Raw genomic sequence first — 26019 nt, forward strand, 5'->3', positions numbered from 1 at the left:
CCACGAGGGCATCAGTTATCATATGACAGTCCGGGTCGAGCGGACGTTTGAGTTCCCGGTTGCCCCCGAGCGAGTCTGGGCCTTCATCGCGGACCCGGAGCTTCGTGCTCGTCCCATCAGCGTCGTGGACCGGTTCGAGCTCCGCAACGAGGACGGTACGGAGGCGACGTGGCACGTCGAACTGCCCATCCCGCTCGTCCGGCGCACCGTCGCCGTGAAGACTCGCGATGTCGACCGGCGCGAGCCGGAGTTCGTCCGGTTCGAGGGTCGGTCGAAGGTGATGCGGGTCACCGGTGAACACCTGATACGGGAGACCGAGGAAGGCTGTACGCTCACGAACCGGTTCGTCGTGGACGGGAAGCTCCCCGGCGTCGAACGCTTCTTCGAGCGCAATCTCGACCAGGAGCTCGACAACCTCGAAGCCGCACTGCGCGACTATCTGGAGCTGCCGGCATGAACCTCGCACTCGCTCAGCTGGCGGTCGAACCGGCGGCCATCGAGGACAACGTCGAGCGCGCGGTCGCCGCAGTCGAGTCCGCGGCGGAGCGCGGTGCGGACCTCGTCGCGCTGCCCGAGCTGTTCAACGTGGGCTACTTCGCCTTCGACGTGTACCAGCGCGCCGCCGAGGGGCTCGACGGGGAGACGCTCACGCGCCTGGCCGACGTCGCGGCCGCCAACGACGTCGCGGTGCTCGCCGGCACCGTCGTCGAGGACCTCGGGGAGACCGCCGCCACCGGCACCGTGCCGACGCCAGCCGACGAGGGGCTGGCGAACACCGCTGTCCTGTTCGACGCCGACGGCGAGCGCCAGCTCGTCTACCGCAAGCACCACCTGTTCGGCTACGCCTCGGCGGAGGCCGAGCTGTTGACTCCCGGTGAACGCACTCCCACCACAGAGCTGGGTGGGTTCACCGTCGCCGTCACCACGTGCTACGACCTGCGGTTCCCGGAACTGTACCGCGAACTGCAGGAACGGGGTGCGACGCTGACGCTCGTCCCGAGCGCGTGGCCGTACCCCCGCGTCGAGCACTGACGGACGCTCTCCCGTGCCCGCGCCATCGAGAACCTCTCCTACGTCGCCACCATCAACGGCAGCGGCGAGTTCGACGACGCGACATTGCTCGGCCGCTCGACCGTCTACGACCCCTGGGGCACCCCGGTCGCGACGACGGACGACAGTCCGGCCCTCGTCGAAGCCGAGGTCGACCCGGCTGCGGTCGAGCGCGTCCGCGGGGAGTTCCCGGCGCTCGAGGACGCACGACTCTGAGGCGTGTCAAAGTCGCGGAGTTTATACGTTCGGGGACCAAAGCATGGGTTGCCGGAGTGACGCTTTTCACGTCGATTCCGGCAAACGCCCGTCGCACCTACGCCCGCGCCCACTTCCGTTCCGTGGGGCTACCTAGGAGCCTATCGCGGAACGGAACTCTCGCCTCTACCTTGCCCGAAGCGGCGCCGGTGTCGCTTCGCACCCGCCACTCTCGTGGCCCGCACTCCTGTCCCTCGCGGGCCGTCGTTCGCGTCGACGAGGACGTTCCCAGCGGGCGATAATTACTACCTGCCTACATACCGGTTCCAGACCAACGGTGAACCATGGCTCCCGAACTCGAGGACCTGACTGGCATCGTCGTCTTGGGCCTGCTCGCAGTGGCCCTCGCACTGACCGTGGCCGGTATCGAAACGATCGCCGGGTACGAGGTTCTCGCCGCGGGAGAGTCGGCGGTCGGCTACCTCGCGGCCGGCAACTTCAGCGTCGGCGTCATGTCGACCGGCATCTTCTCCGTCGGCTTCTTCGCCGCGGGGATCTTCTCGGTCGGCGTGTTCTCCATCGGAATCTTCTCCGTCGGGCTCGCCTCCTTCGGCGTCTACGCGGCGGGCCTGTACGCGGCAGAGAAACAGCTCAACGGGTCCTGAGGCGGACCGCGCCTCAGTCGTCCGTCTGCGTCTTGATGTCCGCGCTCAGTCCCTGGGCCATCTCGATGTCCTTCGAGTTGTTGAGCGTCCACGCGGTGCGCTCGGTGACGGCCTCGATGACCTCGCGGGCGCTCGGGTAGCCGTTGCCGGACTTCTTGACGCCGCCGAAGGGGAGCTGGACCTCGGCACCGATGCAGGGCAGGTTGCCGTACGCGAGGCCGACCTCGGCGTTGTCGCGGTAGTAGTTGATCTGGCGGTAGTTCTCGGAGATGATGGCACCGGCGAGCCCGTACGGCGTGTCGTTGTGGATCTCGACGGCGCGCTCGATGTCACCGGAGTACTCCAGCAGGGCGACGTGCGGGCCGAAACACTCCTCCTTGATGCAGCGGAGGTCGGTGTCGTAGTCGATCTCGTAGACGAACGGGCCGACCCAGTGGCCGTCCTCGTGACCCTCGGGGATCTCGTCGTCGTCGAGCTCGAAGCGGTCGACGAGGACGTTCGCGCCCTCCTCGCGAGCCATCTCGTTGTGGCGGCGGATCTTCTCGACGTGGCCCTCCTCGATGGCCGGGCCCATGAACGTGTCCTCGTCGAGCGGGTCGCCGACGGCGATGTTCTCTGCGACCTCGACGTAGCGCTCCTTGAACTCGTCGTAGACGTCCTCGTGGACGATGAGGCGCTCGGAGGAGACACAGCGCTGTCCGGTCGTCTTGAAGCTGGACATCACGGCGGAGTGGACGGCGACGTCGAGGTCCGCTTCCTCGGTGATGACGATGCCGTTCTTGCCACCCATCTCACACGCGGCGAGCTTGCCGGGCGTCCCCCCGACCTTGCTCGCGACCTCGTGGCCGACCTCCGCGGAGCCGGTGAACAGGACGGTGTCCGTGCGCTCGTTCTCGACGAGCTCGGCCCCGGCGTCGCCGAAGCCCTGGACCATGTTGAACACGCCGTCCGGGATGCCGGCGTCGACGAACATCTCGGCGATGATCTGGGCGCACCACGGCGTCTGCTCGGCGGGCTTGAACACGACGGTGTTGCCCTCGACGAGCGCGACGGCCATGTGCCAGAACGGGATGGCGACCGGGAAGTTCCACGGCGTGATGCAGCCGACGACGCCGCGCGGTTTCCGCCGCATGTAGGCGTCCTTGCTCGGTATCTCGGAGGGGACCACGTCGCCCTTTGGGTGGCGAGCGTCGCCCGCGGCCCACTCGACCATGTGCGCGGCCTCGACGACGTCGGCCTTGCCCTCGCTGATCTCCTTGCCGCACTCCTTGGTCACGACCGCACCGAGCTCGTCGGTCCGCTCTCGCAGCTCGTGGTAGATGTCCCAGAGGTACTCCGCGCGGTCGATGTGGGACATCGCCTGCCACATCTCGGCGGCCTCGTCGGCGGCCTCGAGGGCCTCGCGTACGTCCTCTGGTGTTCCACGGTGGAACTCGCCCAGGGTCTCGCCCGTCGCCGGGTTCTTGCTCTCGAAGGTCTCGTCGCCGTGTCCGTCGGTCCACTCGCCGTCGATGTAGTGCTGGTAGGTATCGGTGGCCTGCTGGCTCATAACGAATCAGGTAAAATTTTCGCTGCCACCCGTCAAAAAGGCTGCTATGTGTACGACTGAGTCCCCCGCCCATGGTCGGATACACGTTCAAGCCCGGCGTTGATTCCGGCCGTAGCTATGTAATTTTATCAGCCAGAAGTGAGTGTTGGTGGGCATGACCATCTCGCGCCGCGAGCTCCTCGCCGCGGGCGGCACGGTCCTCGCGGTGGGACTGGCCGGCTGCAACGACGGCAACAGCAACGACCCCGTGACGACCGCCCCACCAACGACCAGGCCTCCTCCGGCCGACGCGGCGGTCGAGGTCGACGCCGCGGGTTTCGCGCCGCTTCGGGTCTCCGTCGACCCCGGGGACCGTGTGCGATGGGAGAACGTCGACGCGACCGCGCACGACGTCACCCCGGACACCGCGGTCGGGGGTGCCGCCGACTGGGAGTTCGACGCCGGTACCGTCGAGCCCGGGACGAGCATCGACCGCGTGTTCGAGGAGCGCGGGCTGTACGCCTACCGGTGCAGCATCCACGGCCGCGAGGCGATGTGCGGCGCTGTCGTGGTCGGGGACGTGAGCGTCGACACGGCGCTGCCCTGCCAGGACTGAAGACGAGCCTCAGCTGCGACGGCTGCCGACGACGAGCGCCAGCGCCAGCGCGGCGACGGTGAGCAGTCCGCCCGCGCCGCCGACGCCGAGTGCGACCGTGCCGTCGTCGTCGGTGGTCGTCGGTGCCGCCGTCGTCCCCGGCGCGTCGGTCGCGCTCGGCGTGCCCGGCTGGTCGGTCGTCGGTGCCGGCGTCGGGGTGGCCGTCGCCGTCGTGGTCGCCCCCTCGCCGACCGTCAGCAGCCCGTCGTCGGCCGCCGGGTCGACCCGGGAGCCGTCGTCGTCGTCGACCTGCTCGACCGACAGGACCAGGTCGACCGTGCCGGCGGTCTCGCCGGCCAGCGTGACGGTACCGAGGGAGACCGGGCCGTCGCCCGCGCCGACCTCGTCGTCGAGGTCCGCGGACTTCAGGCGGGCCGAACCGCCGTCGTCGGCGACCACGACGGAGCCGTCGCCGATGGCCGGGAACGGCTCGGCGAGGGCCGCGTCGGTGATGGTCGCCGTCCCGGTGTCGGCGACGCTGACCGTGACGTTGAACCCGGAGAGGCCCGCGGGGACGCTCGACAGCGTCAGCGTGGTCTCCGTGGTCCCGCCGGGAGCGACCGTGGCGTCGGCGACGACCAGCGTGACCCCGTCGGGCACGGCGTCGTCGCCGGCACCCGCCCCGACCGTGCCGGCGTGGGCACCGGCGAGCGCAGGGCCGAGCGCGAGCGCCACCACGAGCGCGGCGACGGTCGTCCGGTGTGTGATCGTCGAGTCGGGGCGGGCCACTCCGCTACACCTCCTCGAACAGCGTCGTGATGTCGTCGAAGTCGATGCGACCGTTGTCGTTGAAGTCGAAGGAGTCGACGTAGTCCTGGATGGCGTCCTCCTCGCGGTGCTCGAAGAACACCGCCACGTCGTCGAAGTCGAGCTGGCCGTTGCCGTTCAGGTCCTCGTAGACGCCGTCGCCGTCGGGGTCCGTCGGCAGGTCGTTGTCGCCGATGCGCTCGACCGGCGCGATGGTGAGGTCGCCCGTGCTCGTCTCCGCGTCGATGACGGAGCCGTCGTCGGCGTCGAGCGCCTCGATACCGAGGTCGAGACCGGTGGTGCCGTCCGACTGCGGTTCGAGCGAGATGGTGGCGAGCGGGACGTCGGTCGCGCCGGTGCCGACGTTGTCCTCGATGTCGGCGGCTTCGAGGCTGACCGTGGAGCCGTCGCCGCTGATGGACGCCGCCGTGGTCGAGTCGGGGAAGGCGTCGTCGAAGCTCACGTCCGACGCGGTGACGACGCCGGTGTCCGCGATACTGACCGTCACGTCGAAGCCGGCGAGCCCGTCGGGCGCGTTCGAGAGCGAGAGGTCGGCCGGAACGGCGCTCCCGGCCCCGCTTCGTTCGGGGAAGCTGACCGAGAGGGTCGGCGCGGTCGGCTCGTCACCGCCCGCTCCCGGCTCGTAGACGTCGAACAGGTCGAAGCCCTGGTGGAAGTTCGTCGTCGTGACGAGCCCCGCGTCGCCGTCGACGTTGCTGGAGTCGTCGGTGACGGCGTCGCCGGTGAGACGGAGGTCCGTGCCGAGGGCGCTCGCGAGGTCGTTCAGGTTCTCGCGGGCCGCGTCGCTCGCGTTGGCGTCCCCGAGGAGCACGATCGCGCCGCCGTCGTCGCGGAAGCTCTGGAGCGCGTCGACCTCCGCGTCGGAGAACGCCTCGGTGTGGCTCGTGACGAGCAGCGCGCGACCACGCGAGAGCTTCTCGGCGGTCGGGTCGTTGACCTGTTCGAAGTTCAGGCCGGCACCCTCGAGGAACCGCTGGTAGTAGGCGGCGTCCTCGTTCGAGAGGGCGAAGTCGGCGCTGAACTGGCCGTGACCACCGTCGATGAGCACGTCGCCTTCGCGTCCGGACAGGGAGTCGGCGAGGTTCGAGACGAACGTGAAGTTCTCGAAGCCGGAGACATCGTAGCCCGAGCCCTCGGCCTCCTCGTGGTCCTCGTCGACCAGGAGGCCGCCGAGCATCGCGACGTTCTTCCCCCGGTCGACGCCGGCGAGCGGGGCCTCGCTCACGCTGGCGCTCGACTCGGCGTTGACCGGGACGCGACCCTGACCGAGCGCCCCGTTCGCGGAGCCGACGGCCGCCGGCGTCGGGACGAACAGGTCCTCGACCGGTCGGTTCCGGTAGCTCGGTGCGGACTCGACGTCGCTCTCGGCCCAGACGCCGGTGCCGGCAGTGCGAGCCTGGTTCTCGTAGCTCCAGAACTCGTCGTGCATCGAGAGGCCGGAGCCGTAGACGCGAGCGTACCCTTCCTCGATGAGCGAGGCGTTGTACAGGGTGTCCTTGCTGCCGTCGCCGGAGGCGTCGTACTCGACGTAGCCGAGCAGTCGGTCGAACGGGTCGGTGACGCCCTCGTTCTCGTCGAAGCTGACGACGACGTCCTGCCCGTCGAGCTCCTGGGTGGCGAAGTCGGTCGCCTCGCCGGCCCACTCCTGGAGGTGCGCGAGGGGGTCCTCGGTGTCGCCGCCGAAGTACGCGGCGTAGCTGTCGGTGTTGAACTGCTGGGTGGAGAACGCGAAGTCACCGTCTGCGACGACCTGTGCGTCGTTGTAGCGGAACGCCGCGCCGACCCCGGCGAGTGCGGTGTTCAGCGGCCCGGTCTGGTCGAAGTCGTCGTAGTCGGACTTGCCGATGAACGTGACCGGGTTACCGTTGGCCGCGAAGGTGGCGAGTGCGTCGAGGTTCGCGTCCGAGAGCTCGTTCGGCGAGGAGACGACGACGGCGTCGGCGTCGCCAGCGGCCGCGGCGAGATCGCCGCTCTCCTCTAGCGTGTAGCCCGCGTCCTCGGCGCGACCCTCGAAGTTGCCGAACTGGTCCGAGAGGCTGTCGTACTGGCCGTTGTCGAGCCAGACGACCGTGCCCTCGCCGCCGAGCTGGTCGTCCCAGACGTTGAGGACGAAGTCACCGTTGTCGCCGTCCCAGTCGCCATCGTCGGTGACCATGTTGGCGCTGAGCCCGACGAGGTTCCCGTCCTTCACGCCGAGCGGGATGTCGGTCCCGTCGGGATAGCTCACGGCGTCCCCGCCGTTCTGGTCGGTGACCGTCGCGTTCGACGGTGCCCAGTACAGCACCGTCGCGGCGTCGGTGAGCGGCCCCATCGCGTCGTTCAGGAAGCAGGTGCCGCTGTAGTGCGAGAGCGAGTCGACCGGCCGCAGGTCGCTCGCGGCCGCGTAGGCGAGGCCCTCCCACTCCTCGGGGCGCTCGGCGCTCGCGTTCTCGGGTTTCTCCGGCGTGTCGACGCCGAGGACGCGGATCGACCGCGCGCCCACCCCCGAGTTATCGAACTCGACGGTGAACGTGTCGCCGTCGGCGACGCTCGTCACGGTGCCGGGGTAGCTCTCGCCCGGCTCGAACGGGAGCTCGCCGCCGCCGATGCCCTCGCGACCCTCGAACAGCTCGGGGTAGGCGTCGGTGTTGCCGTTCTCGGTGAGGACGACGAAGTTCTCGAAGCCGCTGTTCTCGTCGTCGTACACCTGGTCGTCGTTGAATCGGAAGGCCGCGCCGACGGCCTCGGCGACGGCGTTCAGGTTGGCCGTCCGGTCCTGGTCCTGGAAGTCCGAGGCGTCGTGCAGGAACAGCGCGCCACCGTCGTCGACGAACGAGACGACCGCCGAGAGCTCGCTGTCGGAGAGCGCGGTCGCGGGGCGGGCGAGCACCAGCCCGTCCGCGTCGCCGAGGTCGGCCGCGAGGTCCGTCGTCGCGGTCACGGTGTAGCCGTTGTCCTCGGCGTAGCCGGCGAACGTCGAGATGTCCGCCAGGGTGACCTCGTTGTCGTGGCCCTCGTCGACGAGGACCGACGCGTCGCCGCCGGTCAGGTCGTCCCAGACGTTCAGGAGGAACTCCTCGTTGCCGGCGTCGCCGAAGGACTCCTGGTTGTTGACGAAGTCGTTGCCGATGCCGACGACGGTCCCGTCGATGCCGACGAGCGGGATGTCGGTGCCGTCGGGGTAGCTGACGGCGTCGCCGTTGCCGTCCTCGTCGGCGTTGGACGCCGTCGGCTCCGCCCAGACGAGCACGTTCGAGCTGTCAGTGAGCGGTTCGCCCGCGGCGTTCAGGAGGCTGCCGGTCGAGTAGAACCGGAGCTGGCCGACGTCGAGTGCCGCGCTCTGACCGAACGATGCCCCCGCTCCCGTGGCCGACACGACGCTACCGAGTGAGGTAGCGGCGAGTGTGGCCATAAAATCGCGTCGTTGCACACCGAGGGATTCGTAGATACCAGTATAAATTCACCGATTTGCTTTGAAGATTAAAGATATAGAATATATAGGATTATGGAGTACACGTGCTTGGTTGAATAAACGCGGGGTCGTCAGTTCCAGGTCTTCGACGCGGCGACCGCCGGGGCGACCTTCGGCATTTTTATTTCGGCCCTCGGCAAGTGTTGCGTATGGACTTCACGCTGCCGGACGAACACCGGATGATCCGCGAGGAGGTTCGGCGCTTCTGCGACGAGGAGATCGAGCCCATCGCACAGGAGATAGAGGACGAGCACCGCTTCCCCGAGGAGATCTTCGACCAGCTCGCCGACCTGGACGTGATGGGCGTCCCCATCTCCGAGGAGTACGGCGGTCTCGGCGGCGACACGCTGATGTACGCCGTCGTCGCCGAGGAGCTGGGTCGGGTCTCCGGCTCCGTCGCGCTCTCCTACGTCGCCCACACCTCGCTCGCCTCCAAGCCCATCGAGCTGTTCGGCACCGAGGCACAGAAGGAACGCTGGCTCACGCCGCTCGCCTCCGGCGAGTACCTCGGCGGCTGGGCGCTCACCGAGCCGAGCAGCGGGTCGGACGCCTCCGACATGGACACGACCGCCGAGAAGAGCGAGGCGCGAAGTGCCTCGGAACGGAGCGGCGCAGCCGCGGAGAAGGACGGCGACGAGTGGGTGCTCAACGGTACGAAGCAGTTCATCACGAACGCGAACGTCGCCGGCAGCGTCCTCGTCAAGGCCGTCACCGACCCCGGCGAGGGCTACGGCGGCATCTCGACGTTCATCGTCGACCCCGAGGAGGACGACGGCTTCGAGGTCACCACCGTCTGGGACAAGATGGGCCTGAACGCCTCGCCCACCTGCGAGATAAAGCTCACCGACGTGCGCGTGCCCGAGGACCGGATGCTCGGCGAGCGCGGCGACGGCTGGGAGCAGACGAAGAAGACGCTCGACGGCGGGCGCATCTCCATCGCCGCCATCTCGACCGGGCTCGCACAGGGCGCGTACGAGGCGGCGAAGGAGTACTCGACGGAGCGCGAGCAGTTCGGCCAGCCCATCTCGAAGTTCGACGCCATCCGCGACAAGGTCGTCGACATGGACCGCAAGATAGAGCGCGCACGGCTGCTCACCCACAAGTCGGCGTGGCAGTACGACCAGGGCCAGTCCGTCACGAGGTCCTCGTCGCTCGCCAAGCTCGACGCGAGCGAGGCCGCCCGCGAGGTCGCCGAGGAGGCGGTCCAGACGCTCGGCGGCTACGGCTACACCGAGGACTTCTCACCGCAGCGGTTCTACCGCGACGCGAAGCTCATGGAGATCGGCGAGGGGACCAGCGAGATTCAGCACCTCGTCATCGGCCGCGAACTCGGCCTCTAGAAACCGCGCCGCTCGAACTCCTCGTCGTTGCCGCCGAGCCGTTCTCTCGCCCGTTCGACGTTCGCCCGGAGCGCGAACACCAGCCCGACCAGGAGCACGACGGCGATGACGAGACCGAGGTCGTAGAACCCCTCCGCGCGCAGCCACGGGAACACCACCAGCCCGTAGCCGAAGAGGACGATAACGTAGAGGTTGTTGTACTCCTTGAAGAACTCCGTGAGCGAGTCCGTGAGCGACCGGTCGGAGTCTGTCATCCGTTGTCAGTATCGGCCCGGGAGCCAAGAAGCCACCGGAGCCAACTCGGTTTGGCCCCCGTTTGAACTGCTTCGCGCACCCGTTTTCGGGTGGAGCCATGACCGACCACCAGACCCAGAGCGAATCGGCAGGCGACGCGGTCGACGACGCACTGGACAGCCTCCGGTCGAAGCTCGACGAGTTCGGTGGCGACGGCGGCAAGAAGGGGAAGGCGGCGAGCAAAGGCCACGAACTGGTCGACGAGCTGGAGGAGACGATCACGGATCTGACGAGTTCGAGCGACAGCTCGTCGAAGTACTGACGCCGCGGCACCCCCGTCCAACGCTGACGCCGCAAGTTTCTCCGTGTCCACGCGAGGACGTCCGCTATGGACGATTTCGTGATTCGTCGGTTCGAAGCCAGCGACACCGACGCAGTCTGGCGTGTCCACGACCGGGCGCTCCGGGCGTCCGCGATGGACTATGACCCGGCGTACGACCGCTACCTCCGCCACGTCGAACGCGAGTTCTTCGAAACAGGCGGCCGGTTCACGGTCGTCGAGGCGGCCGATCGCGGCACAGTAGCGACCACCCGCGACCACGCCGCCGAGCCGGCCATCGTCGCGATCGGCGGGTTCCAGCCGCTCGCGTACGTGCGCGAGGAGTCGGACCCGCCGTCGTGGCTCCCGGCCGCCGTCGACGAGACGTGCCGAATCCGCAGCGTCGCGGTCGCGCCCGACCTGCAGGGCGAGGGCATCGGCACCGAACTGCTCGACCGGCTCGCGACGTGGGCCGCCGAACGCGGGTTCGGGTACGCGGTGCTCAAGACGGACACGTCGATGGCGCAGGCGTGTCGCTTCTACGAGCGCCGTGGCTACGAGTCGGTGGCGGAGCGAGAGGGTGAGCGCTGGTACGGGAAACGGCTCGACTGACGAGGGCGATGCTCCGGCCGCGGCTCAGGGCCAGTTGCCCGAGTCCATGTACGCGTCGACGACGCGCTGGATGGCGTTGACGTAGCACGCGGTGCGGAGGTTCGGCGTGCCGAAGGACTCGTGGGCCTCAGTCATGCGGTCGAAGGCGTCGACGATGATGGCCTCCAGTTCGTCGTTGACGCGCTCCTCGTCCCAGTAGAAGCGCTGGCGGTTCTGGACCCACTCGAAGTAGGAGACGGTGACGCCGCCCGCGTTCGCCAGGATGTCGGGGACGACCCACACGTCGGACTCGGTGAGCACGTCGTCGGCGTCGGGCGTGAGCGGCCCGTTCGCTGCCTCGACGATGATGTCGGCCTGCACGTCACGGGCGAGCTCCTCGTCGATGGCGTTCTCCAGCGCCGCCGGGATGAGGAGATCGACGTCCATCGTCAGCAGGTCCTCGTTCGTGAACTCCTCGTCGGCGTCGTCGTAGCCGGAGACGGAGCCGGTCTCGCGCTTGAAGTCCTTGATGGCGACGGGGTCGAACCCGTCGGCCTTGTGGACCGCACCGGAGGAGTCCGAGACGGCGACGACGTCGGCCCCGAGCTCGTCGACCAGCTTCGCCGCGACCCAGCCGGCGTTCCCGTAGCCCTGCACGGCGACGGTGGCCTCGCTGATGTCGCGGTCGAGGTAGTCGAACACCTCGCGGGCGGCGAGCATCGTCGAGCGGCCCGTCGCCTCGACGCGGCCCTCGCTGCCGCCGGACTCGATGGCCTTGCCCGTGACGACGCCGGGCTCGGTCTTGTTCTCCAGCGTCTCGTAGGTGTCCTTGATCCAGTTCATCTCGCGCTGACCCGTGTTCACGTCGGGTGCGGGGATGTCCCGGTCCTCGCCGACGAGGGGCCGGAGCTCCTTCGCGAACGAGCGAGTGACACGCTCGAGCTCCCTCGCGGAGTGCTCGGACGGGTCGATGACGATGCCGCCCTTGCCGCCGCCGTAGGGGATGCCGACGGTGGCGCACTTGTAGACCATCCAGCCCGAGAGCGCCTTGACCTCGTCGCGGGAGACGCCCGGGTGGTAGCGGATGCCACCCTTGTAAGGGCCGCGGTCGCCGTTGAACTGCGAGCGGAACGCCTTGAACCGGCCGATGCTCCCGTCGTCCATGTCGACGGTGAGGTTCGTCTCGAGCACTCGTTCGGGGTGTTTCAGCCGCTCGATCACGTCGTCCCGGACGTCCAGGTACGCGGCGGCGTCGTCGACCTGCTCCTGGAGACTCTCGAATGGGTTGGCCTCGTCTGTCATCAGCCGAAAAATCTCGGAGGGAGGGGTTAAGCGTGGCGGAGTTAAAACAATAGGAGGGGATTAAACCTGTTCCAATATCCTTATATTTCGTCGGCCGCCGTCGCTCGTGCCACGACCCGCTCGGCCTGTGCGACGAGTGGCGCGTCTATCATCTCGCCGTCGACCTGGAACACGCCGCGGTCCTCTGCGTCGGCTTCCGCCTTGGCCGCCAGCACGCGTTCGGCCCACTCGACGGTCTCCGGGTCCGGCGTGAACGCCTCGTTGACGATGGACACCTGCGAGGGGTGGATGGCCATCTTGCCGTCGTAGCCGAGTTCGATGGCGAACTCGGTCGCCTCGCGCAACCCCTCGCTGTCGGAGAAATCCGTGTAGACGGTGTCGATGGCGTCGACCTCGACCGCGGCGGCCGCAAGCACGACGTGCTCGCGCGCGTAGAGTACCTCCGTCCCCTCGTCGGTCCGGGTCGCACCGATGTCGGCCGAGAGGTCCTCGGCACCGAACACGAGCGCGTCGGTCGCGTCGGCGGCGGCGACCGATTCGGCGTGCAACACGCCGGCCGCGCTCTCGACCAGCGCGAGGACGGGCGGCGTCTCGCCGGGGACCAGTGCGTCCAGCGCGTCCACGTCGTCGCCGTCGGTGCACTTCGGGAGCATCAGGGCGTCCGGGCGGCCCGCGGTATCGTCGCCGCCCGGTCCGTCGAACAGCGCCTCGACGTCCTCGTCGGCGGTCGCACCGGAGCCTTCGACGGGGTTGACCCGCACGCAGACCTCGGCGTCGGGCTCGAACTCGGGGTCGGCCAGCACCGCCCGCACAGCGTCGCGGGCCTCGTCCTTGCGGGCCGGTGCGACGGCGTCCTCCAGGTCGAAGACGATGGTGTCCGCGCCGGTGCCGGGGGCCTTCCGCAGCAGTTCCGGTCGGTCGCCGGGCGAGAACAGCACGCTACGTCTGAGCATATCCCAACCGACGACGGACTAGGTGTTGAAACCTCTCGTCTCGGGCCGGCCGCGGGGGTGCGTCGGCTCACTCGGGGGCGACCCACTCCAGCCAGCGGCCGTGGGACTCGTAGCGTGCGATGGTGGTGGTGGGTTCGAGGACGCCGTCGTCGCTCACGTCGGCGTGGCGCAGTGCGATGCCCGGTCCGTCGCTCGACTCGACTGCGTGGCTCCCCGACACCCAGTGCAGGTCGCGGTCGGTGGCCAGGTCGGCCAGCAGGTCGCGGTACCGGTCCCGCTGGGCCTCGGTGAGCTGGTAGAGCACCTGCGTGTCGTAGACGCAAACCGCCACGTCCGTGGGGAGTTCGTCGACCACCGCGGTGAGCACGTCGAGTGCGTCCCCCGCGACGATCTCGGGTGGGTCCGTGCGGGCGACCGTCGCCGCCGCCGCGAGCTGCTCGTGGCGGTCGACGTGCTCCGGCCAGACGAGCGCCCGCAGCCAGTTCAGGTCCTCGTCGTCGGTCGCGTCGAGCGGGTTCAGGTCGATACCGACGCGGGTGGCGACGGCGGGCGGGTCGGCGGGCAGCGGCGGGTCGCCCGCGCGGAGGTCGGCGGACACCGTGACGGACGCGTCGTCGACGCCGACCGTTCGGGCCCCGCCGTCCGGCAGCCGGTACTGGTAGCTGTAGCGGTCGAAGAGCAGGTTGAGACCGGCGCTCGCCCCGACCTCGACCAGCGCGACCGGGCCGTCGACCCGCTCGGCGACCCGGGCGAACGCGGGGTAGAGGACGCTCGTCCGACCGACGGCGTTCGTCTGCGTCCGACGGGTTGCGACCAGTTCGCGGACGCGAGCCTCGTGGGACCGGACGAAGTCAGCGAACGCCGGCACGGGGTCGTCCACGTTCGGGTCCCGCGCGTCCTCGCCGACGACGCTCGGGTACCACTCGCGGAGGTCGTGTGCTGCACCGTCCAGCAGGAGCGCGTGGACCGCCGCGAACAGGTTGTTCGGTGCTGGCTGGTCGGCTGGAACCGCGCCAGCGATGGCGAGGACGTCGTCGTCGGCCGCGGCGATGCCGCGCGCTCGTCGCGGGTCGCCACCGGCGCAGGCGGAGCGGTCACCACTCGAACGGTTCCGCGGTCTCCCGCACCGCCTCGTACTGCGTCTCGGCCCAGTCGGCCACCGCCGAGTCCGCCCCGGCGTGCAACACGGAGTGGGTCCGGCGATGCTCGTCGAACGCGCCGAGCACCGCGTCGCCGTCGAGGAAGCCGACCGCGTACGCCGGCACCGCCGCGGAGACGAGGAGCTCGACGCCCGGCGACGACGCGACGGCCCGGAACTCCTCTGGCGAGTCGGCCGCACGGGAGTCGTAGGCCGCACGCGGCGCGACGAGCTCGACGGTGTGTCCCGTGTCGGCGTAGGCCCGGAGCCCCTTGAGGTACAGCGGGTTGATGACCGGCAGGAAGCCCCGGGCGCTCGTGCTGTCGCCGAAGCGCTCCCGGATCGTGGCGACGGGTTTGAATGGGTCCGACTCGTCGGAGCCGACCACCTCGGCCTCGGCGAGCGCGGCCGGCTCGACCGGGATGTCCACCGGGAAGTGGTCGAGAAACGGGACGAGCGAGTCGGCGCGGTCGACGGTCGCCACCGCGTCGTGGAGTGCCCGCCGGACCACCGACCCCGCGACGGTGAGCGAGTACTCCCCGCTGGTGGCCGAGTGCGAGAGGTACCCGCGGTCGACCAGGGCCGCGAGGTTCCGCCGGAGGGTCGACCGGGGGATGCCGGTCCGTTCGGTGAGCGTCTCGGGGACTGCCGGGTCCTCGGCGACCGCGTCGAGGAGGCGGAGCCGCGTTGGCGACGCCGCGAGGAACTCGACGCGCTCCAGGGCCGCCGTCGGCGGGTCGTCCATACCGGGGATGCCCACGAGTCCGTACTTATCTCTGTCCATCGTCATTCGGTGTCGACGGTCGACGCGCCGCTCGCCACCGACTCACGGTGTAGGACTCGCCCACACCCCGGGACGGTCCCACGCGGTGCCACTAAGATGGATTCGCGGCGATGGCGAACCGAAGATGAGCTACGACACCGTACTGTTCGATTTCGACGGCGTCATCGCCGAATCGCCGACAGAGCGGACGATGGTGGACGCGTTCCGCCGGACCTGCGACCACTTCCGACGGTCGTTCCCCGAGGAGCAGACGGTACGCGCGTTCCTCGGCGGTGATTTCGACGCCATCGCGGACCGGTGTACGACGGCTGGGGTCGACCCCGACAGGTTCTGTGCGCAGGCGACCGTCGAGACCATCCGGGCACAGTGGCGCGCCGTCGAGCGGGGTGCGCGGTCGTGCTACGCGGACGTGGCCGCGGTGCGCTCGCTCACACCCACGCTCGGGGTCGTGAGCGACAACCACCCCACCGTCGTCTCGCTGCTCCTGCGACGGTTCGGCCTCGCGTCCCTGTTCGAGACGGTCCGGGGCTGCCCGCTGACACGGGAGGGGCTGGCACAGCGGAAGCCGGACCCGTCGAACATCGAGTCCGCCCTGTCGGTACTCGACGCCCGGGACGCGGTGTACGTCGGTGACAGGGACGTCGACGTGGCGGCCGCGACGGATGCAGGAATCGACTCGGTGCTCGTCGAGCGCGACGCCGTCACGACATCGGTTGAGCCGACCTACCGGATCGACAGCCTCCGGGAGCTCCCCGCGCTCGTCGACTGAGACGGAGCGCCGGCGTCAGGGCCAGAGCCCGCGTGCCCCGTGGGCCTTGCCGACGCGCTCCAGCGCGACCGCGTAGGTCGCGTCGCGCCAGGTGATGTCGCGCTCGTCGACCTGGTCGCGGACGGCGTCCCACGCCTTCAGCATCTCCGTGCGCAGCTCCTCGTTGACGCGGTCGAGCGACCACTGGCGGCGGTTGATGTCCTGCAGCCACTCGAAGTAGGAGACGGTGACACCGCCCGCGTTCGCGAGGATGTCGGGCAGGACGGGGATGCCGCGCTCGTCGAAGACGGCGTCGGCCGCGGAGGTCGTCGGACCGTTCGCACCCTCGACGATCAAGTCGGCCTGTACGTCGTCGGCGTTGTCCGCGGTGAGGACGTTGCCGACGGCGGCGGGGATGAGGACGTCCACGTCGAGTTCGAGCAGTTCGTCGTTCGAGATGCTGTGCGGGGCGTCGTAGCCCGACACCATGCCGGGCCGCTCGTCGTGGTCCTCGACGTCGCGGGTGTCGAGCCCGGTCGGGTCGAAGATGGCACCGTCGACGTCGCTGACGGCGACGACGGTCGCGCCGAGGTCGTCGAGGTAGCGGGCGGCGTAGGCGCCGACCGAGCCGAAGCCCTGCACGGCGACGGTCGTCTCGTCGATGTCCCGACCGTAGTAGTCGATGGCCTGCTCGGCGATGATGCCGACCGAGCGGCCGGGTGCACCCTCGCGGCCGAAGGAGCCGCCGATGACCGGCGGCTTGCCGGTGACGACGCCGGGCGTCGTCTCGCCCTCCTGCATCGAGTACGCGTCCATGAACCACGCCATCTCCTGCGGGCCGGTGCCCATGTCGGGTGCTGGGATGTCGTGCTTCGGGCCGATGACGTCGCGCAGTTCCTCGGCGAAGCGGCGGGTGAGGCGCTCCTTCTCCTCCTCGCTGAGGTCCTTGGGGTCGACGACGATGCCGCCCTTCGCACCGCCGAAGGGCAGGTCCATCACGGCGCACTTCCAGGTCATCCACATCGACAGCCCGATGCACTCCTGCTCGGAGACCCCGGGGTGGTAGCGCAGGCCGCCCTTGAACGGGCCACGCACGCTGTCGTGCTGGGCGCGGTACCCCGTGTACACCTCGGTGGTGCCGTCGTCGCGTTTGAGCGGGATGGAGACCCGCTGGACGCGGTCGGGGTGGTTCAGGCGCTCGATGACGCCCTCGTCGACGTCGACCAGTTCGGCCGCGCTGGCGAGCTGTCGTCGAGCGGTCTCGAGTGCGCTCTCCTCGTGCTGTTCCGTCTCGTCGTCCGTTGTTGTGGCTGTGACCATGAGTATGACCTCCCACCGATGCGTGCCCCCGGATGCCGTCGGTTCCCGGTGGGAGTCGACGGCGACGTGGCTGTGCGAGCTGGTGACACGGCATCTGGCGAAGCTCGACCGACAGTGAGAATCCCCACGTGGCGGGACTGCCGGAGCATCTACGGGCCGTACCCCGCAGACGAATTTAAACAAAACGGTTTCGGTCCGGGCAGAAGTTACTACACGGCCGCGAGTGAGCACGAGGTGCGACGCGGCCCGGATGGTCAGTAGAGTTTTATATCATAGATAAATAATGTGGTTCTGTATGGCAGGGGTTCAGTGGAGCGGGACGGCGTTCGGGATGGTGTTCCTCCTCGTCGGCCTCGCGGTCGCGGGTGGCATCACCTACACCGAGTACCAGGACAGACAGGTCGCAGAGAGCATGGAGACGGACACGGCGAGCATCACCTCGACCGGGATGGAGTCCGCCACGGAGACGGAGGACGGCGAGACAGAGGTCGAGTACTACCCGCGCCTCGAGTACGAGTACACTGTCGACGGGCGAACGTATCAGGGCTGGCGTATCTACGCGGCTACGGACCTCGACAAGGAGGCGGGCGAACTCCGTGGCCGGGACTTCGACTCGGAGTCAGCCGCGCGGAACGTGCTCGACCGGTTCCCGAGTGGCTCGGAGGCGACCGTCTACTACGACCCGTCGGACCCCTCGCGGGCGTTCCTCGTCCCGCCGGAGTTCGACCTCCTCACGGTGCTGGGTGGCGTCGCCTTCGGTGGGGTGTTCGCGCTGGTCGGGCTGTACACCGCGATCCAGGGCTTGCGCGGGCAGCTGGACGACGACTGACGGGCGACCCATCACCGGATTCAGGGGCCGGAAAGCGCATCGACTAAGGATTGGCCGCGAGTCGCTCCCGATATGACCGGGCTCTACTACGAGGAGTTCGAGGTCGGGGAGACCATCGAGCACGAGCGGCGCCGTACCGTCTCCGAGAGCGACAACCAGCGGTTCTGCGACATGACGATGAACCAGCAGCCGCTCCACCTGGACGAGTCCTTCGCCAGCGACACCCAGTTCGGCCAGCGCCTCGTCAACGGCATCTACACGCTGGCGCTCGCGGTTGGCGTCTCCATCCCCGAGACGACCGACGGGACTATCGTCGCGAACCTCTCCTACGACGAGGTCGAGCACCCGAACCCGGTGTTCCACGGCGACACGCTCAGGGTCCAGTCCACGGTGACGGACAAGCGCGAGACGAGCGACGGCGAGCGCGGCGTCGTCACGATGCACGTGGAGGCGTTCGTCGTGGACCTCGACGACGATGACGACCGCGGGGACGACGAGGTACTGGTCTGTGAGTTCGACCGGACGGTCCTCTCGCTGAAGCGCGACCGCGACGACTGACGACTGGCCGGGCGGTTCGGCCCGGAGCGCTACAGCCAGCCCTCCCGTCGGAAGTAGAGTGCCATCACGCCCGCGATGCCGGCCATGCCGAGCATGACGGCGTGGTAGGCGTACGGCCACGACAGCTCCGGCATCGTCTCGAAGTTCATGCCGTAGACCCCGACGACGAACGTCAGCGGCAGGACGATGGTCGCGACGACCGTCAGCGTCTTCATCACCTCGTTGGTCGACATCGACAGCGAGTTGAGGTAGATGTCGCGTGCGCCGGTGACGAGGTCGCGGTACGTCTCGTTCAGCTCCACCAGCTGGACGACGTGGTCGTACACGTCGCGGTAGTACTTCTCGGTCGTCTCGTCGACGAAGTCCAGGTCGCCGCGGGCGAGCACGCCGACCGCGTCACGGGTCGGCCACAATACCCGCCGCACCGAGAGCAGGTCCCGCCGGAGCTCGTTGATGTCCGCCAGCAGGTCGAGCCCGGTCGCGCCGACGACTTCCTCCTCGACCGCCTCGATGTCGCTCTCGATCTCGTCGAGCACGTCGAAGTAGCCGTCGACGACGGCGTCGACGATGCGGTACGCGGTGAAGTCTGCACCGCGGGCGAGCAGCCGCTTCTCCGCCCGGGTGACCGCGTCCCAGACCAGCCCGACGGCCGGGATGGTCTGTGTCGATAGCGTGACGAGCCAGTCGGGCCCGACGAAGATGCCGACCGACCGGGTCCTGATCTCCTCCGCGAAGGTGGTCTCGCCCTCGCGGAGCGTCGCGGTCTTCAGCAGGACGAACAGGTGGTCGTCGAACTGCTCAACCTTCGGGCGGACGTCGTTCCGGACGTCGTTCCGGACGTCGTCCAGTTCGAGGGTGTGGATGCCGAACGTCTCCGCGACGGCCTCCAGCTCGTCGGTCGTGCCGTCCGAGACGCGGGTCCAGGTCGTCCCGGGTGCGGCCTTCGCCGCCGCGAGGTCGTCGTGCTCGTCGATGCCCTCCGGCTGGAACACGTGGGCCTGGACGGTCACGGCGCGTCACCCCCGAGCCCGACGGCCGCGACGGTGATGCCGACCATGATACCGACGAGCGAGAGCTCCCGGCCCGGGTAGGGGGACGCGACGCCGATGGCGTAGCCGGCCAGGCCGGCGAGCGTCGTCGCGGCCCCGACCACGAACGTTCGCTTCATGGTACTGCCTCTGCGGGCGTCGGGAAAAGGGTTGGCGCGGAAACCGGGAGAGCGAAGGGGCTCCTCCTCCAAGCGCCGGTGATGCACGCGCTCGAACGGCTCTCCCCCGCCGATGGGACGACGACCGGCGACCGGCTGCGAGTCGCGACCGCCGACGGCGTCGTCCTCGTCGCGCTCATCGTCGCGGGCGAGCTCCGGCACCAGGTCAACCCGGTGGAACAGCCACTCGCGGTCGTCGAAACGGCGGTCCCGTTCCTGCTCGGCTGGGCGGTCGTCGGCACGCTCGTCGGCGCGTACGGCGAGCGCGCGCTCGCGGACCGACTGTGGTCGGCCCGCATCGCCGTCGGCGGCTGGCTCGGCGCGGTCGGCATCGGCGCGATCCTCCGTGGCTCACCGTACTTCGCCGGCGGTATCCCGTGGACGTTCCTCGCGGTGATGGCCGGGTTTGGGACGGTCGCACTCGTACTGACGCGGCTCGCGTCGGTGACGCTGCTCGCCTCGACGCGCTAGCACCGCGCAGTTCCTCGCAGAGCTCACCGGCGACCCAGGACGAGGCTCGCGGCCGCACCGAGCATCCCGATTCCCGCGAGCACCAGGAACAGCGTGTCCACGTCCGCGTACGTCAGGATACCGCCCGCGAGGGTACCGCCGAGCGCGCCGACGCCGAACACGCCGAGGTAGGTGTAGCCGTACGAGAGTCCCCGGGTGCCGGCCGGCGTGTGCTCCGCGACGGCCGCCTGGTACAGGGGCTGGACGACGAACACGGCGACGCCGAGGACGCCACAGAGCGCGAGCACCGGCAGCAGCCCGAGTCCGGAGACGGGGACGAACACCAGCGCGAGCAGGCCGAGCAGCGCGAACGCGAACGGGAGCGCGCGGCTCGGCGCCATGCGGTCGGTCAGCCGCCCACCGACGTACTGGCCGACGACGCCGACCATCAGCAGCCCGCTGTAGACGTAGCGCCCCGGCTCGAGCGTCTCGCCGCCGACGTCGACCGGCTGGAGGGACGGGAAGCCACCGAGGATGTCGGGGAGGAAGGTGAGGACGCCCCGGTAGTAGAGGCCGGAGCAGACGACGATACCGAAGATGACGAGGAAGCCGCTGGCGAACAGCCGCCGCGACCCGGCGACGAACTCCGGCCACGAGCTGACCGCGTCGGCCTTCGAGCCCCCCTTCTCCTCGCCGCCATCTGCGACGGCGGCGCGTTCGTCCACGTCGAACTGGAGCGCCAGCGCGGCTCCGAGCAGGGCGGGGAGCGTGAGCACGAGCGCGACGCCGCGCCAGTCGAGCACGAGCAGGAGCAGCGTCGCGGCGAGCGGGCCGAGCGCGATACCGACGTTGCCGGCCATCCCGTGGTAGGCGAACGCCGAGCCGCGGGCCTCGACACCGCGACTGATGAGCGAGAGGCCGGAGGGGTGGTAGACGCTCGCCGCGACACCCCACAGACAGAGTGCGACGGCGACGACCAACACGGACGAGGCGACCGAGAGCAGCGCGAACGACCCCGCCATGCCGAGGAGACAGCCGACGATGAGCCGCTTCGAGCCGACGGTGTCGGCGAGCACCCCGCCGGGGAGTGCCCCGAGCCCGAACAGCCCGTAGCCCACGGTCGTGACCACGCCTAGTGTCGCCGCATCCACCGAGAACGCCGGGCTGGCGAGCCAGACGCTCACGAAGATGGGGATGGACAGCTCGTAGGTGTGGACCATGGCGTGCCCGAGGGTGACGAGCGCGACGATCGCGCGGTCGTTCCGATTCACACCTACACCCTGGGTTGGTCACCCGTTCAACGCTCCGGTTCCGGCAGCTGGCAGTGTCATGTGGTACCAACGCTTCGGGTACTCTTTTATGTGATAGCGAAAACGAGAGGTGAACGAGACGCGAATCGCAGTACTGGAGTACGATTACCGGCGAATAATATTCCTATAACTTATGAGAATGTGCCTCAGCAACTACTGGTCCCCAACCAGTGAACTACCCGGGAGATATATACCAAAGTTATTTATGTGTGTTCTGCATAGTTAGCAGTACATTATGACTGGGTACTACGACATCGTTCTGGGGCTGATTCCCGTCTCGTTCATCGGAGGAACCGCCGCGCTGACCACGCTCGGGGACCTGGCCATGAGCACGGCCATCCCGGTCGCCGCGGTGCTGGCGGTGCTCCTCATCGGCCACGCGATGTTCGTCAACGCCCCCGTCGACGTCGTCGCCGAGGAGTCAGAGCACGCACAGGCCTCGACGACCAGCACGGCCGCGCCGCCCCAGGCGGACTGAGGCCCACCGTACCCAGCACTGCTCTTTTTATCGCTGGCCTTCGATTCTCCGCACATGACGACCGCCCGATTCTTGACGAGTAGCGATGTCGCTGACCTCGCCTCGCCCGCCGAGTACGTCGATGCCGTGCGTGCGGGCTACCGCCAGCGTGGCGAGGGCGCGGCCGCCGAGCCGCGCTCGACGCTCCGCAACGACGACCCTCCGGGCATGCTGTTCAGCTACGCCGCCATCCTGCCCGACACGGGCGCGATGGGCGGATACATGTACGCCGCTGGCTTCGGCGAGGTCGACGCATGGTTCGTGACACCGCTGTTCGACGCCGAGAGCGGCGAGCCCCTGGCGCTCGTCGACGGCGCACACATGAACCCGTTCAAGACCGGTGCCGCGGGCGCGGTTGCCGTCGACGAGCTCGCGCGCGACGACGCGACGAACCTCGCCGTCATCGGCACCGGCGCGCAGGCCCGCGGCCAGCTCAAGACGACGATGACCGTCCGCGACTTCGAGACGGTGAACGTCTACTCCCCCACGAAGGAGAACCGCGAGTCCTTCGCCGCCGAGATGAACCGTCGGTACGACGACGCCGCGGTCGGTGCCGTGGCCTCGTCGGCGGCAGCCGTCGAGAACGCCGACGTGGTCATCACCGCGACCACCGCGGCCGACCCGGTGTTCGACGGCGACCTCCTCGAACCCGGCACCCACGTCACCGCGATGGGGCAGTACCACCCGGAGAAGCGCGAACTCGACCACACGACCATCGAGCGGGCGACGTACGTCCCTGACCTGCGCGACCGCGTCAGCCAGGACGCCGGCTCGTTCATCTCCGCGATGGCGGCCGGGGTCGTCGACGAGGAGGACATCCACGCGGAGCTCGGCGAGGTCGTCGCCGGTGCGGCCGACGGGCGGACGAGCGACGACGAGATCACGGTGTTCGACTCCGGCGGCACCGGCATCGAGACGACCGCCGGCGCGTACCTGCTGTACGAGAAGGCGATGGAGCGGGACCTCGGGACGGAGATCGAGTTCGCGCCCGCGAGCGAGGCGCTACAGGGCTGAGACCAGCGCCGACCGGGTGGGCTACTCCGCTGGCGCGTACGTCTCGCCGGGGACGAACACCGGGAGGTCCGTGTCCCGTGCCTCGCGCGTGAGCGCGTCGAACCAGTTGCGGACCTTGTCGTGGAGGTCCGCTTTCCGGCGGAACTCGTCGTAGCGAACGTCGAAGCCGTAGGGGAGTTCGTCGACGGTCGCGCTGCCGAACTCGGCGTCCTGGTAGATGGCGACCCGATGGCCGGGCTTGTGTGTCGTCGCCGGGTTCCCGCGTCGGAGGTGGAACTCGCCGAGGATGCCGCCGGTCTCGGTGCCGACGCCGGTCGTCAACCCGCCCTGGGTGAACAGGAACAGCACCGCGTCGCTGTGGGCGGCGAAGGCGATGGACTGGTCGAGGGGAGCCATCCCCGGTACGTCCGGCTCGTCGTCGCGACGCTCGTTCAGCTCCCGCGCCTGCCGGTGCGTCGGGATGCCGATGTCGCTCGCGATGAACGCCCGGCAGCTGTGGCGGTCGCGGAGTTCGGCACAGAAGTCACGGAGCGCCTGCTCCATGTCGCCGCGACCGCTGTCGGTGACGTGTCGCTCCGCGTCGAACAGCGGGTCCGCCTGGAACGGGGTCGAGAGCCTGTCGCCGTCGTCGTAGGCGTAGGCCGCGCTGAAGGCGGTGTACGGCCCCATCACGTACACGGTGAAATCGTTCTGGCGGCTGAACCGCGGTGGCTCGGGGGCCAGTTCGGCCAGGATATCGGCGATGGGCCGGCCGTCGTACCGGAATGTCGTCTGCCCGTCGAACATCTGTTGGTTCGACGTTCTCGGGACGGGGAAATAAGACGCGGGGGAACGTCCGCAAAGCAGTCAGGGTAAAAGAAAGAAAAAAATCTCTCTAATCGGTAGATACTTGTCCGGGCAGGTCGTAGTATCGACCGTACCATGGCCGCCGAAACCGGAGACACGGCGACGACGCCGGACGAGCGCGACCTCGAGAGCTACGTCGACGACCGGCTGTTCGACGACAGCGTGGGCACGCTCGCGGACCACGCCGCCCGCAAGGCCGCGCTGGGTGACGCCCGGCGCTACGCCGTCGTGTTCCTGCTGTACGAGCGGGACGAGGTCCCCCGGAGCGAGCTCGCATCGGCGGTCGACGACCCGACGTTCGACCTGACCCACCACCTCGGCCAACTGGTCGACGCCGGCCTCGTCGCCCGCACCGGTGCCCCGGAGGGCGCGGACGGCCGGCGGACGTTCTACGAGATCACCCACCTCGGCCGGCAGGAGATCGAGGCCGACTACCGCAACGTCACCGGCCACGACCCCGACGAGTAGCCGACCGCTGCTTCCTCGGCGGCCGTCTCCGCCGCTCAGACAGCGTCCGTGAGCCCCCCGTCCACGCGGCGGTTCCGTCCGGTCACGTAGCTCGCGTCGTCGGCGAGTCGTCGGGCGCACGCCACGCCGAAGCCACGGCCGGCCGCAGTCCCGACCGGTTCAGAGGCCGAGCGCCGCCATCAGGGGCACCCCGCTGGCGAGCGCGCCGACGAGGTAGCCGCCGATCGCGCCGCCGTTGAGCAGCGGGAGGCCGGCGTGGGCGCGGCCCTTCAGCACCATCGACATCAGCACGAGCAGGCCCGCGATAGTGCCGACCATCGCGGTCAGCCCGGGCAGGTTGAGCAGGATCGGGTTCGAGACGAGTGCGTCCACCGTCCCGCCGGGGACGGCGGTGTGGAAGTGGACCGCCGAGACGACGATGATGCTCGGCATGACCGCGTCGCCGAGGCCGATGAAGAACGCGTCGCGGTCCATCGGCGACTGGTCGGTGACGCCATCCTCGCCGTCGGTCGCGAGCGCGTCACCGTCGTCGGACGGGCCGTCGTCGCTGGCAGGGGTGTCCGCTCCGTCCCCCGGCTCGTCGGGTTCGCTCCCCAGCTCGCGGAAGGAGAACGAGAGCGTCGTCGGCGCGACGAGCACGACGGGCACCTTCATGTCCATGACCCCCTCCGCGAGCGTGAGCATGTGCTCGGTGCCGTACACCGAGATGGCGTCGTAGACGGCGAGCACTGTCAGCAGCACGATGGCCGGGAACAGGCCGAACGAGATGCCGAACAGCCCGGCTGCGGCCGCGCCCATCACCACGCCGGAGGCGTCGATGACCCACCACTCGGGGTAGACGAGCAGGCCGACCGCGATGAGTGCGGCGGGCACGGCCGCGACGAGTGGCGAGAGGAACGCCGCGAAGACGTACCACGAGAGCATCCCGCTCGTGAGGATGATGAACCCGCGGATGAGCCACTGGAGGTCGTACCGGAACGCCAGCAGCATCAGCGCGGTCGCGACGAGGATGGCACCGACGTAGGCGATGCTGTTCGTCGGGTCGTTCGGGTTCTCGACGACCTGCCGGTCCTGGGCCTCGAAGGGCTGGACCAGCGAGAGCGCCCCGAGCTGGACGAGGAGGAAGATGGCGACGACGAGGCCGACGGCCCCGAGGACGCGCGTCCGGTCGTTCATGGCCCACCGTTCCGGCCGGCGGTTTATCGGCTTTCCGTTCGCGGACACCGCCGGCACGGCCGCTCGCCGCTACCGGGCGTACAGCGTCTGCCCGAGCAGCAGCGCCGGGTCGTCGTCGGTCGTCACCGCGACGTAGGGCCGGGACACGGGCCCGAACACGTCGACGACGCGGCCGACCGCGTTCAGCGATTCGTCGACCGCCTCGGTGCCGATGTCGGGGTGCTCCTCGCTGTCGCTCCGCGCGACCGCGAGCCCCTGTGCGACCCGGACGACCTCGCCGACGCGCTTCATTCGCGGAGGGCGTTGACGTACGCCGCCACGGCCTGGACGATGTCGTTCTTCGAGTCGTCGTCGGGATTCTTCACGAGGACGCGACCGCGCTCGCGGTGTCCCTCGCGGGAGTAGCTCTTCTCGCGCTCGATGACCGCGTCGTAGCCGACCTGCTGGACAGCCTTCGCGATCTCCTCCACCTCGGGCTCGTCGACGGCGAGGTCGTCGGGGACACGCCGTCCTGCCGAGCGAGTGAGTTCCGCGTCGAAGTACGCGGGATAGATAACGTTCTCGACCATGTGCCGACCGACGAGCGGGGGTCGTATCGGCCTT

General features: G+C 69.0%; 29 protein-coding genes and 1 pseudogene. 14 read left to right on the forward strand and 16 right to left on the reverse strand.

Annotation, left to right across the window (positions count from 1 at the left end; all coding sequences use genetic code 11):
- Positions 1–22: 22 nt before the first annotated feature.
- The 3 genes and pseudogenes from BLT27_RS02985 (at position 23) to BLT27_RS02995 (ending at position 1910) form a co-directional block, all read left to right on the forward strand.
- Entirely contained in the window at positions 23–457 is a 435-nt protein-coding gene (locus BLT27_RS02985; RefSeq protein WP_089731552.1) for an SRPBCC family protein, read from the forward strand.
- A pseudogene (locus BLT27_RS02990) lies at positions 454–1266 on the forward strand (nitrilase-related carbon-nitrogen hydrolase). Before BLT27_RS02985 ends, BLT27_RS02990 begins: the two are co-directional and overlap by 4 nt.
- 323 nt (positions 1267–1589) lie before the next feature.
- Positions 1590–1910 (forward strand): hypothetical protein, encoded by a 321-nt coding sequence (locus BLT27_RS02995; RefSeq protein WP_089731553.1) that lies wholly within the window; start codon positions 1590–1592, stop codon positions 1908–1910.
- A gap of 13 nt (positions 1911–1923) precedes the next feature.
- Here BLT27_RS02995 and BLT27_RS03000 read toward each other — a convergent pair whose 3' ends face one another.
- Positions 1924–3459, reverse strand: coding sequence for an aldehyde dehydrogenase family protein (locus BLT27_RS03000; RefSeq protein WP_089731554.1), 1536 nt, complete (start codon positions 3457–3459; stop codon positions 1924–1926).
- Positions 3460–3613: 154 nt separating this feature from the next.
- Between BLT27_RS03000 and BLT27_RS03005 the strand changes: the two genes are divergently transcribed.
- Entirely contained in the window at positions 3614–4054 is a 441-nt protein-coding gene (locus BLT27_RS03005; RefSeq protein ID WP_089731555.1) for a cupredoxin domain-containing protein, read from the forward strand.
- A 9-nt stretch (positions 4055–4063) separates the two neighbouring features.
- On the opposite strand, the gene BLT27_RS03010 is transcribed toward BLT27_RS03005, so the two are convergent.
- Together BLT27_RS03010 and BLT27_RS03015 are read right to left on the reverse strand one after the other, a co-directional pair.
- Positions 4064–4822 (reverse strand): hypothetical protein, encoded by a 759-nt coding sequence (locus BLT27_RS03010; RefSeq protein WP_089731556.1) that lies wholly within the window; start codon positions 4820–4822, stop codon positions 4064–4066.
- Positions 4823–4826: 4 nt separating this feature from the next.
- On the reverse strand, positions 4827–8252 hold the full coding sequence (locus BLT27_RS03015; RefSeq protein WP_089731557.1) for a thermonuclease family protein: 3426 nt from the start codon (positions 8250–8252) through the stop codon (positions 4827–4829).
- Positions 8253–8461: 209 nt separating this feature from the next.
- On the opposite strand from BLT27_RS03015, the gene BLT27_RS03020 reads away from it, so the two are divergent.
- Positions 8462–9652, forward strand: a complete 1191-nt coding sequence (locus BLT27_RS03020; RefSeq protein WP_089731558.1) for an acyl-CoA dehydrogenase family protein — start codon at positions 8462–8464, stop codon at positions 9650–9652.
- Here the strand turns inward: BLT27_RS03020 and BLT27_RS03025 are convergent.
- Positions 9649–9906 carry a hypothetical protein gene (locus BLT27_RS03025; protein ID WP_089731559.1) on the reverse strand — a complete coding sequence of 86 codons (258 nt, stop codon included), beginning with the start codon at positions 9904–9906 and terminating at the stop codon, positions 9649–9651. The genes BLT27_RS03020 and BLT27_RS03025 overlap by 4 nt on opposite strands.
- Positions 9907–10004: 98 nt before the next feature.
- Here BLT27_RS03025 and BLT27_RS03030 point away from each other — a divergent pair, with 98 nt between their 5' ends.
- Positions 10005–10208 (forward strand): hypothetical protein, encoded by a 204-nt coding sequence (locus tag BLT27_RS03030; protein ID WP_089731560.1) that lies wholly within the window; start codon positions 10005–10007, stop codon positions 10206–10208.
- A gap of 66 nt (positions 10209–10274) precedes the next feature.
- Entirely contained in the window at positions 10275–10817 is a 543-nt protein-coding gene (locus BLT27_RS03035) for a GNAT family N-acetyltransferase (protein WP_089731561.1), read from the forward strand.
- 24 nt (positions 10818–10841) lie between these two features.
- Here BLT27_RS03035 and BLT27_RS03040 read toward each other — a convergent pair whose 3' ends face one another.
- The 4 genes from BLT27_RS03040 to BLT27_RS03055 form a co-directional block, all read right to left on the reverse strand.
- Complete coding sequence (locus tag BLT27_RS03040) at positions 10842–12098, reverse strand: Glu/Leu/Phe/Val family dehydrogenase (RefSeq protein ID WP_089731562.1); 1257 nt, start codon at positions 12096–12098, stop codon at positions 10842–10844.
- An 80-nt stretch (positions 12099–12178) separates the two neighbouring features.
- Positions 12179–13051, reverse strand: a complete 873-nt coding sequence (locus BLT27_RS03045; RefSeq protein WP_089731563.1) for an HpcH/HpaI aldolase/citrate lyase family protein — start codon at positions 13049–13051, stop codon at positions 12179–12181.
- A gap of 67 nt (positions 13052–13118) precedes the next feature.
- Positions 13119–14255 carry a DUF2332 domain-containing protein gene (locus BLT27_RS19610; RefSeq protein ID WP_245707612.1) on the reverse strand — a complete coding sequence of 379 codons (1137 nt, stop codon included), beginning with the start codon at positions 14253–14255 and terminating at the stop codon, positions 13119–13121.
- On the reverse strand, positions 14146–14979 hold the full coding sequence (locus BLT27_RS03055; RefSeq protein WP_089731565.1) for a helix-turn-helix transcriptional regulator: 834 nt from the start codon (positions 14977–14979) through the stop codon (positions 14146–14148). The genes BLT27_RS19610 and BLT27_RS03055 overlap by 110 nt, the downstream gene beginning before the upstream one ends.
- A 118-nt stretch (positions 14980–15097) precedes the next feature.
- On the opposite strand from BLT27_RS03055, the gene BLT27_RS03060 reads away from it, so the two are divergent.
- Positions 15098–15742, forward strand: coding sequence for an HAD family hydrolase (locus tag BLT27_RS03060; protein WP_089731566.1), 645 nt, complete (start codon positions 15098–15100; stop codon positions 15740–15742).
- 15 nt (positions 15743–15757) lie between these two features.
- Here BLT27_RS03060 and gdhB read toward each other — a convergent pair whose 3' ends face one another.
- Positions 15758–17041 (reverse strand): glutamate dehydrogenase GdhB, encoded by a 1284-nt coding sequence (gdhB, locus tag BLT27_RS03065; protein WP_089731567.1) that lies wholly within the window; start codon positions 17039–17041, stop codon positions 15758–15760.
- 295 nt (positions 17042–17336) lie between these two features.
- Between gdhB and BLT27_RS03070 the strand changes: the two genes are divergently transcribed.
- Together BLT27_RS03070 and BLT27_RS03075 are read left to right on the forward strand one after the other, a co-directional pair.
- Positions 17337–17870, forward strand: a complete 534-nt coding sequence (locus tag BLT27_RS03070) for a DUF3592 domain-containing protein (protein WP_175526359.1) — start codon at positions 17337–17339, stop codon at positions 17868–17870.
- 72 nt (positions 17871–17942) lie between these two features.
- Positions 17943–18428 (forward strand): MaoC family dehydratase, encoded by a 486-nt coding sequence (locus BLT27_RS03075; RefSeq protein ID WP_089731569.1) that lies wholly within the window; start codon positions 17943–17945, stop codon positions 18426–18428.
- 29 nt (positions 18429–18457) lie between these two features.
- Here the strand turns inward: BLT27_RS03075 and corA are convergent, their stop codons facing one another.
- Positions 18458–19438 carry a magnesium/cobalt transporter CorA gene (gene corA / locus BLT27_RS03080; protein ID WP_089731570.1) on the reverse strand — a complete coding sequence of 327 codons (981 nt, stop codon included), beginning with the start codon at positions 19436–19438 and terminating at the stop codon, positions 18458–18460.
- Positions 19435–19596 carry a hypothetical protein gene (locus BLT27_RS19615; protein WP_175526360.1) on the reverse strand — a complete coding sequence of 54 codons (162 nt, stop codon included), beginning with the start codon at positions 19594–19596 and terminating at the stop codon, positions 19435–19437. The genes corA and BLT27_RS19615 overlap by 4 nt, the downstream gene beginning before the upstream one ends.
- An 81-nt stretch (positions 19597–19677) precedes the next feature.
- Here BLT27_RS19615 and BLT27_RS03085 point away from each other — a divergent pair, with 81 nt between their 5' ends.
- Positions 19678–20106: a DUF3054 domain-containing protein gene (locus BLT27_RS03085; protein WP_089731571.1), complete on the forward strand. Its 429-nt coding sequence runs from the start codon at positions 19678–19680 to the stop codon at positions 20104–20106.
- A 23-nt stretch (positions 20107–20129) separates the two neighbouring features.
- On the opposite strand, the gene BLT27_RS03090 is transcribed toward BLT27_RS03085, so the two are convergent.
- Entirely contained in the window at positions 20130–21356 is a 1227-nt protein-coding gene (locus BLT27_RS03090) for an MFS transporter (RefSeq protein ID WP_245707603.1), read from the reverse strand.
- Between the two features lie 274 nt (positions 21357–21630).
- On the opposite strand from BLT27_RS03090, the gene BLT27_RS03095 reads away from it, so the two are divergent.
- Together BLT27_RS03095 and BLT27_RS03100 are read left to right on the forward strand one after the other, a co-directional pair.
- On the forward strand, positions 21631–21873 hold the full coding sequence (locus BLT27_RS03095; protein WP_089731572.1) for a DUF8015 family protein: 243 nt from the start codon (positions 21631–21633) through the stop codon (positions 21871–21873).
- A 54-nt stretch (positions 21874–21927) separates the two neighbouring features.
- Positions 21928–22926: an ornithine cyclodeaminase family protein gene (locus tag BLT27_RS03100; RefSeq protein WP_089731573.1), complete on the forward strand. Its 999-nt coding sequence runs from the start codon at positions 21928–21930 to the stop codon at positions 22924–22926.
- 21 nt (positions 22927–22947) lie between these two features.
- Here the strand turns inward: BLT27_RS03100 and BLT27_RS03105 are convergent, their stop codons facing one another.
- On the reverse strand, positions 22948–23712 hold the full coding sequence (locus BLT27_RS03105) for a DUF7509 family protein (protein ID WP_089731574.1): 765 nt from the start codon (positions 23710–23712) through the stop codon (positions 22948–22950).
- Positions 23713–23847: 135 nt separating this feature from the next.
- Between BLT27_RS03105 and BLT27_RS03110 the strand changes: the two genes are divergently transcribed.
- Positions 23848–24240 carry a winged helix-turn-helix domain-containing protein gene (locus tag BLT27_RS03110; RefSeq protein ID WP_089731575.1) on the forward strand — a complete coding sequence of 131 codons (393 nt, stop codon included), beginning with the start codon at positions 23848–23850 and terminating at the stop codon, positions 24238–24240.
- Positions 24241–24399: 159 nt separating this feature from the next.
- Here BLT27_RS03110 and BLT27_RS03115 read toward each other — a convergent pair whose 3' ends face one another.
- The 3 genes from BLT27_RS03115 to srp19 all read right to left on the reverse strand — a co-directional run bounded on the left by BLT27_RS03115 (position 24400) and on the right by srp19 (position 25985).
- Positions 24400–25416: a presenilin family intramembrane aspartyl protease PSH gene (locus tag BLT27_RS03115; RefSeq protein ID WP_089731576.1), complete on the reverse strand. Its 1017-nt coding sequence runs from the start codon at positions 25414–25416 to the stop codon at positions 24400–24402.
- A 69-nt stretch (positions 25417–25485) separates the two neighbouring features.
- On the reverse strand, positions 25486–25707 hold the full coding sequence (locus tag BLT27_RS03120; RefSeq protein WP_089731577.1) for an H/ACA ribonucleoprotein complex subunit GAR1: 222 nt from the start codon (positions 25705–25707) through the stop codon (positions 25486–25488).
- Positions 25704–25985 (reverse strand): signal recognition particle subunit SRP19, encoded by a 282-nt coding sequence (srp19, locus tag BLT27_RS03125; RefSeq protein WP_089731578.1) that lies wholly within the window; start codon positions 25983–25985, stop codon positions 25704–25706. The genes BLT27_RS03120 and srp19 overlap by 4 nt, the downstream gene beginning before the upstream one ends.
- Positions 25986–26019 lie beyond the last annotated feature (34 nt).

The organism is Haloarchaeobius iranensis, assembly GCF_900103505.1.
GTDB classification, from domain to species: domain Archaea; phylum Halobacteriota; class Halobacteria; order Halobacteriales; family Natrialbaceae; genus Haloarchaeobius; species Haloarchaeobius iranensis.

Coding starts and splice junctions, on each gene's coding strand:
- BLT27_RS03110 (WP_089731575.1), top strand. CDS start 23,848: ATGGCCGCCGAAACCGGAGACACGGCGACGACGCCGGACGAGCGCGAC.
- BLT27_RS03015 (WP_089731557.1), bottom strand. CDS start 8,252: ATGGCCACACTCGCCGCTACCTCACTCGGTAGCGTCGTGTCGGCCACG.
- BLT27_RS03120 (WP_089731577.1), bottom strand. CDS start 25,707: ATGAAGCGCGTCGGCGAGGTCGTCCGGGTCGCACAGGGGCTCGCGGTC.
- BLT27_RS03060 (WP_089731566.1), top strand. CDS start 15,098: ATGAGCTACGACACCGTACTGTTCGATTTCGACGGCGTCATCGCCGAA.
- BLT27_RS03100 (WP_089731573.1), top strand. CDS start 21,928: ATGACGACCGCCCGATTCTTGACGAGTAGCGATGTCGCTGACCTCGCC.
- BLT27_RS03005 (WP_089731555.1), top strand. CDS start 3,614: ATGACCATCTCGCGCCGCGAGCTCCTCGCCGCGGGCGGCACGGTCCTC.
- BLT27_RS03070 (WP_175526359.1), top strand. CDS start 17,337: ATGGCAGGGGTTCAGTGGAGCGGGACGGCGTTCGGGATGGTGTTCCTC.
- BLT27_RS03055 (WP_089731565.1), bottom strand. CDS start 14,979: ATGACGATGGACAGAGATAAGTACGGACTCGTGGGCATCCCCGGTATG.
- BLT27_RS03030 (WP_089731560.1), top strand. CDS start 10,005: ATGACCGACCACCAGACCCAGAGCGAATCGGCAGGCGACGCGGTCGAC.
- srp19 (WP_089731578.1), bottom strand. CDS start 25,985: ATGGTCGAGAACGTTATCTATCCCGCGTACTTCGACGCGGAACTCACT.
- BLT27_RS03035 (WP_089731561.1), top strand. CDS start 10,275: ATGGACGATTTCGTGATTCGTCGGTTCGAAGCCAGCGACACCGACGCA.
- gdhB (WP_089731567.1), bottom strand. CDS start 17,041: ATGGTCACAGCCACAACAACGGACGACGAGACGGAACAGCACGAGGAG.
- BLT27_RS03105 (WP_089731574.1), bottom strand. CDS start 23,712: ATGTTCGACGGGCAGACGACATTCCGGTACGACGGCCGGCCCATCGCC.
- BLT27_RS03000 (WP_089731554.1), bottom strand. CDS start 3,459: ATGAGCCAGCAGGCCACCGATACCTACCAGCACTACATCGACGGCGAG.
- BLT27_RS03115 (WP_089731576.1), bottom strand. CDS start 25,416: ATGAACGACCGGACGCGCGTCCTCGGGGCCGTCGGCCTCGTCGTCGCC.
- BLT27_RS19615 (WP_175526360.1), bottom strand. CDS start 19,596: ATGAAGCGAACGTTCGTGGTCGGGGCCGCGACGACGCTCGCCGGCCTG.
- BLT27_RS03040 (WP_089731562.1), bottom strand. CDS start 12,098: ATGACAGACGAGGCCAACCCATTCGAGAGTCTCCAGGAGCAGGTCGAC.
- BLT27_RS03095 (WP_089731572.1), top strand. CDS start 21,631: ATGACTGGGTACTACGACATCGTTCTGGGGCTGATTCCCGTCTCGTTC.
- BLT27_RS03045 (WP_089731563.1), bottom strand. CDS start 13,051: ATGCTCAGACGTAGCGTGCTGTTCTCGCCCGGCGACCGACCGGAACTG.
- BLT27_RS03075 (WP_089731569.1), top strand. CDS start 17,943: ATGACCGGGCTCTACTACGAGGAGTTCGAGGTCGGGGAGACCATCGAG.
- BLT27_RS03025 (WP_089731559.1), bottom strand. CDS start 9,906: ATGACAGACTCCGACCGGTCGCTCACGGACTCGCTCACGGAGTTCTTC.
- BLT27_RS02985 (WP_089731552.1), top strand. CDS start 23: ATGACAGTCCGGGTCGAGCGGACGTTTGAGTTCCCGGTTGCCCCCGAG.
- BLT27_RS03020 (WP_089731558.1), top strand. CDS start 8,462: ATGGACTTCACGCTGCCGGACGAACACCGGATGATCCGCGAGGAGGTT.
- BLT27_RS02995 (WP_089731553.1), top strand. CDS start 1,590: ATGGCTCCCGAACTCGAGGACCTGACTGGCATCGTCGTCTTGGGCCTG.
- BLT27_RS03085 (WP_089731571.1), top strand. CDS start 19,678: ATGCACGCGCTCGAACGGCTCTCCCCCGCCGATGGGACGACGACCGGC.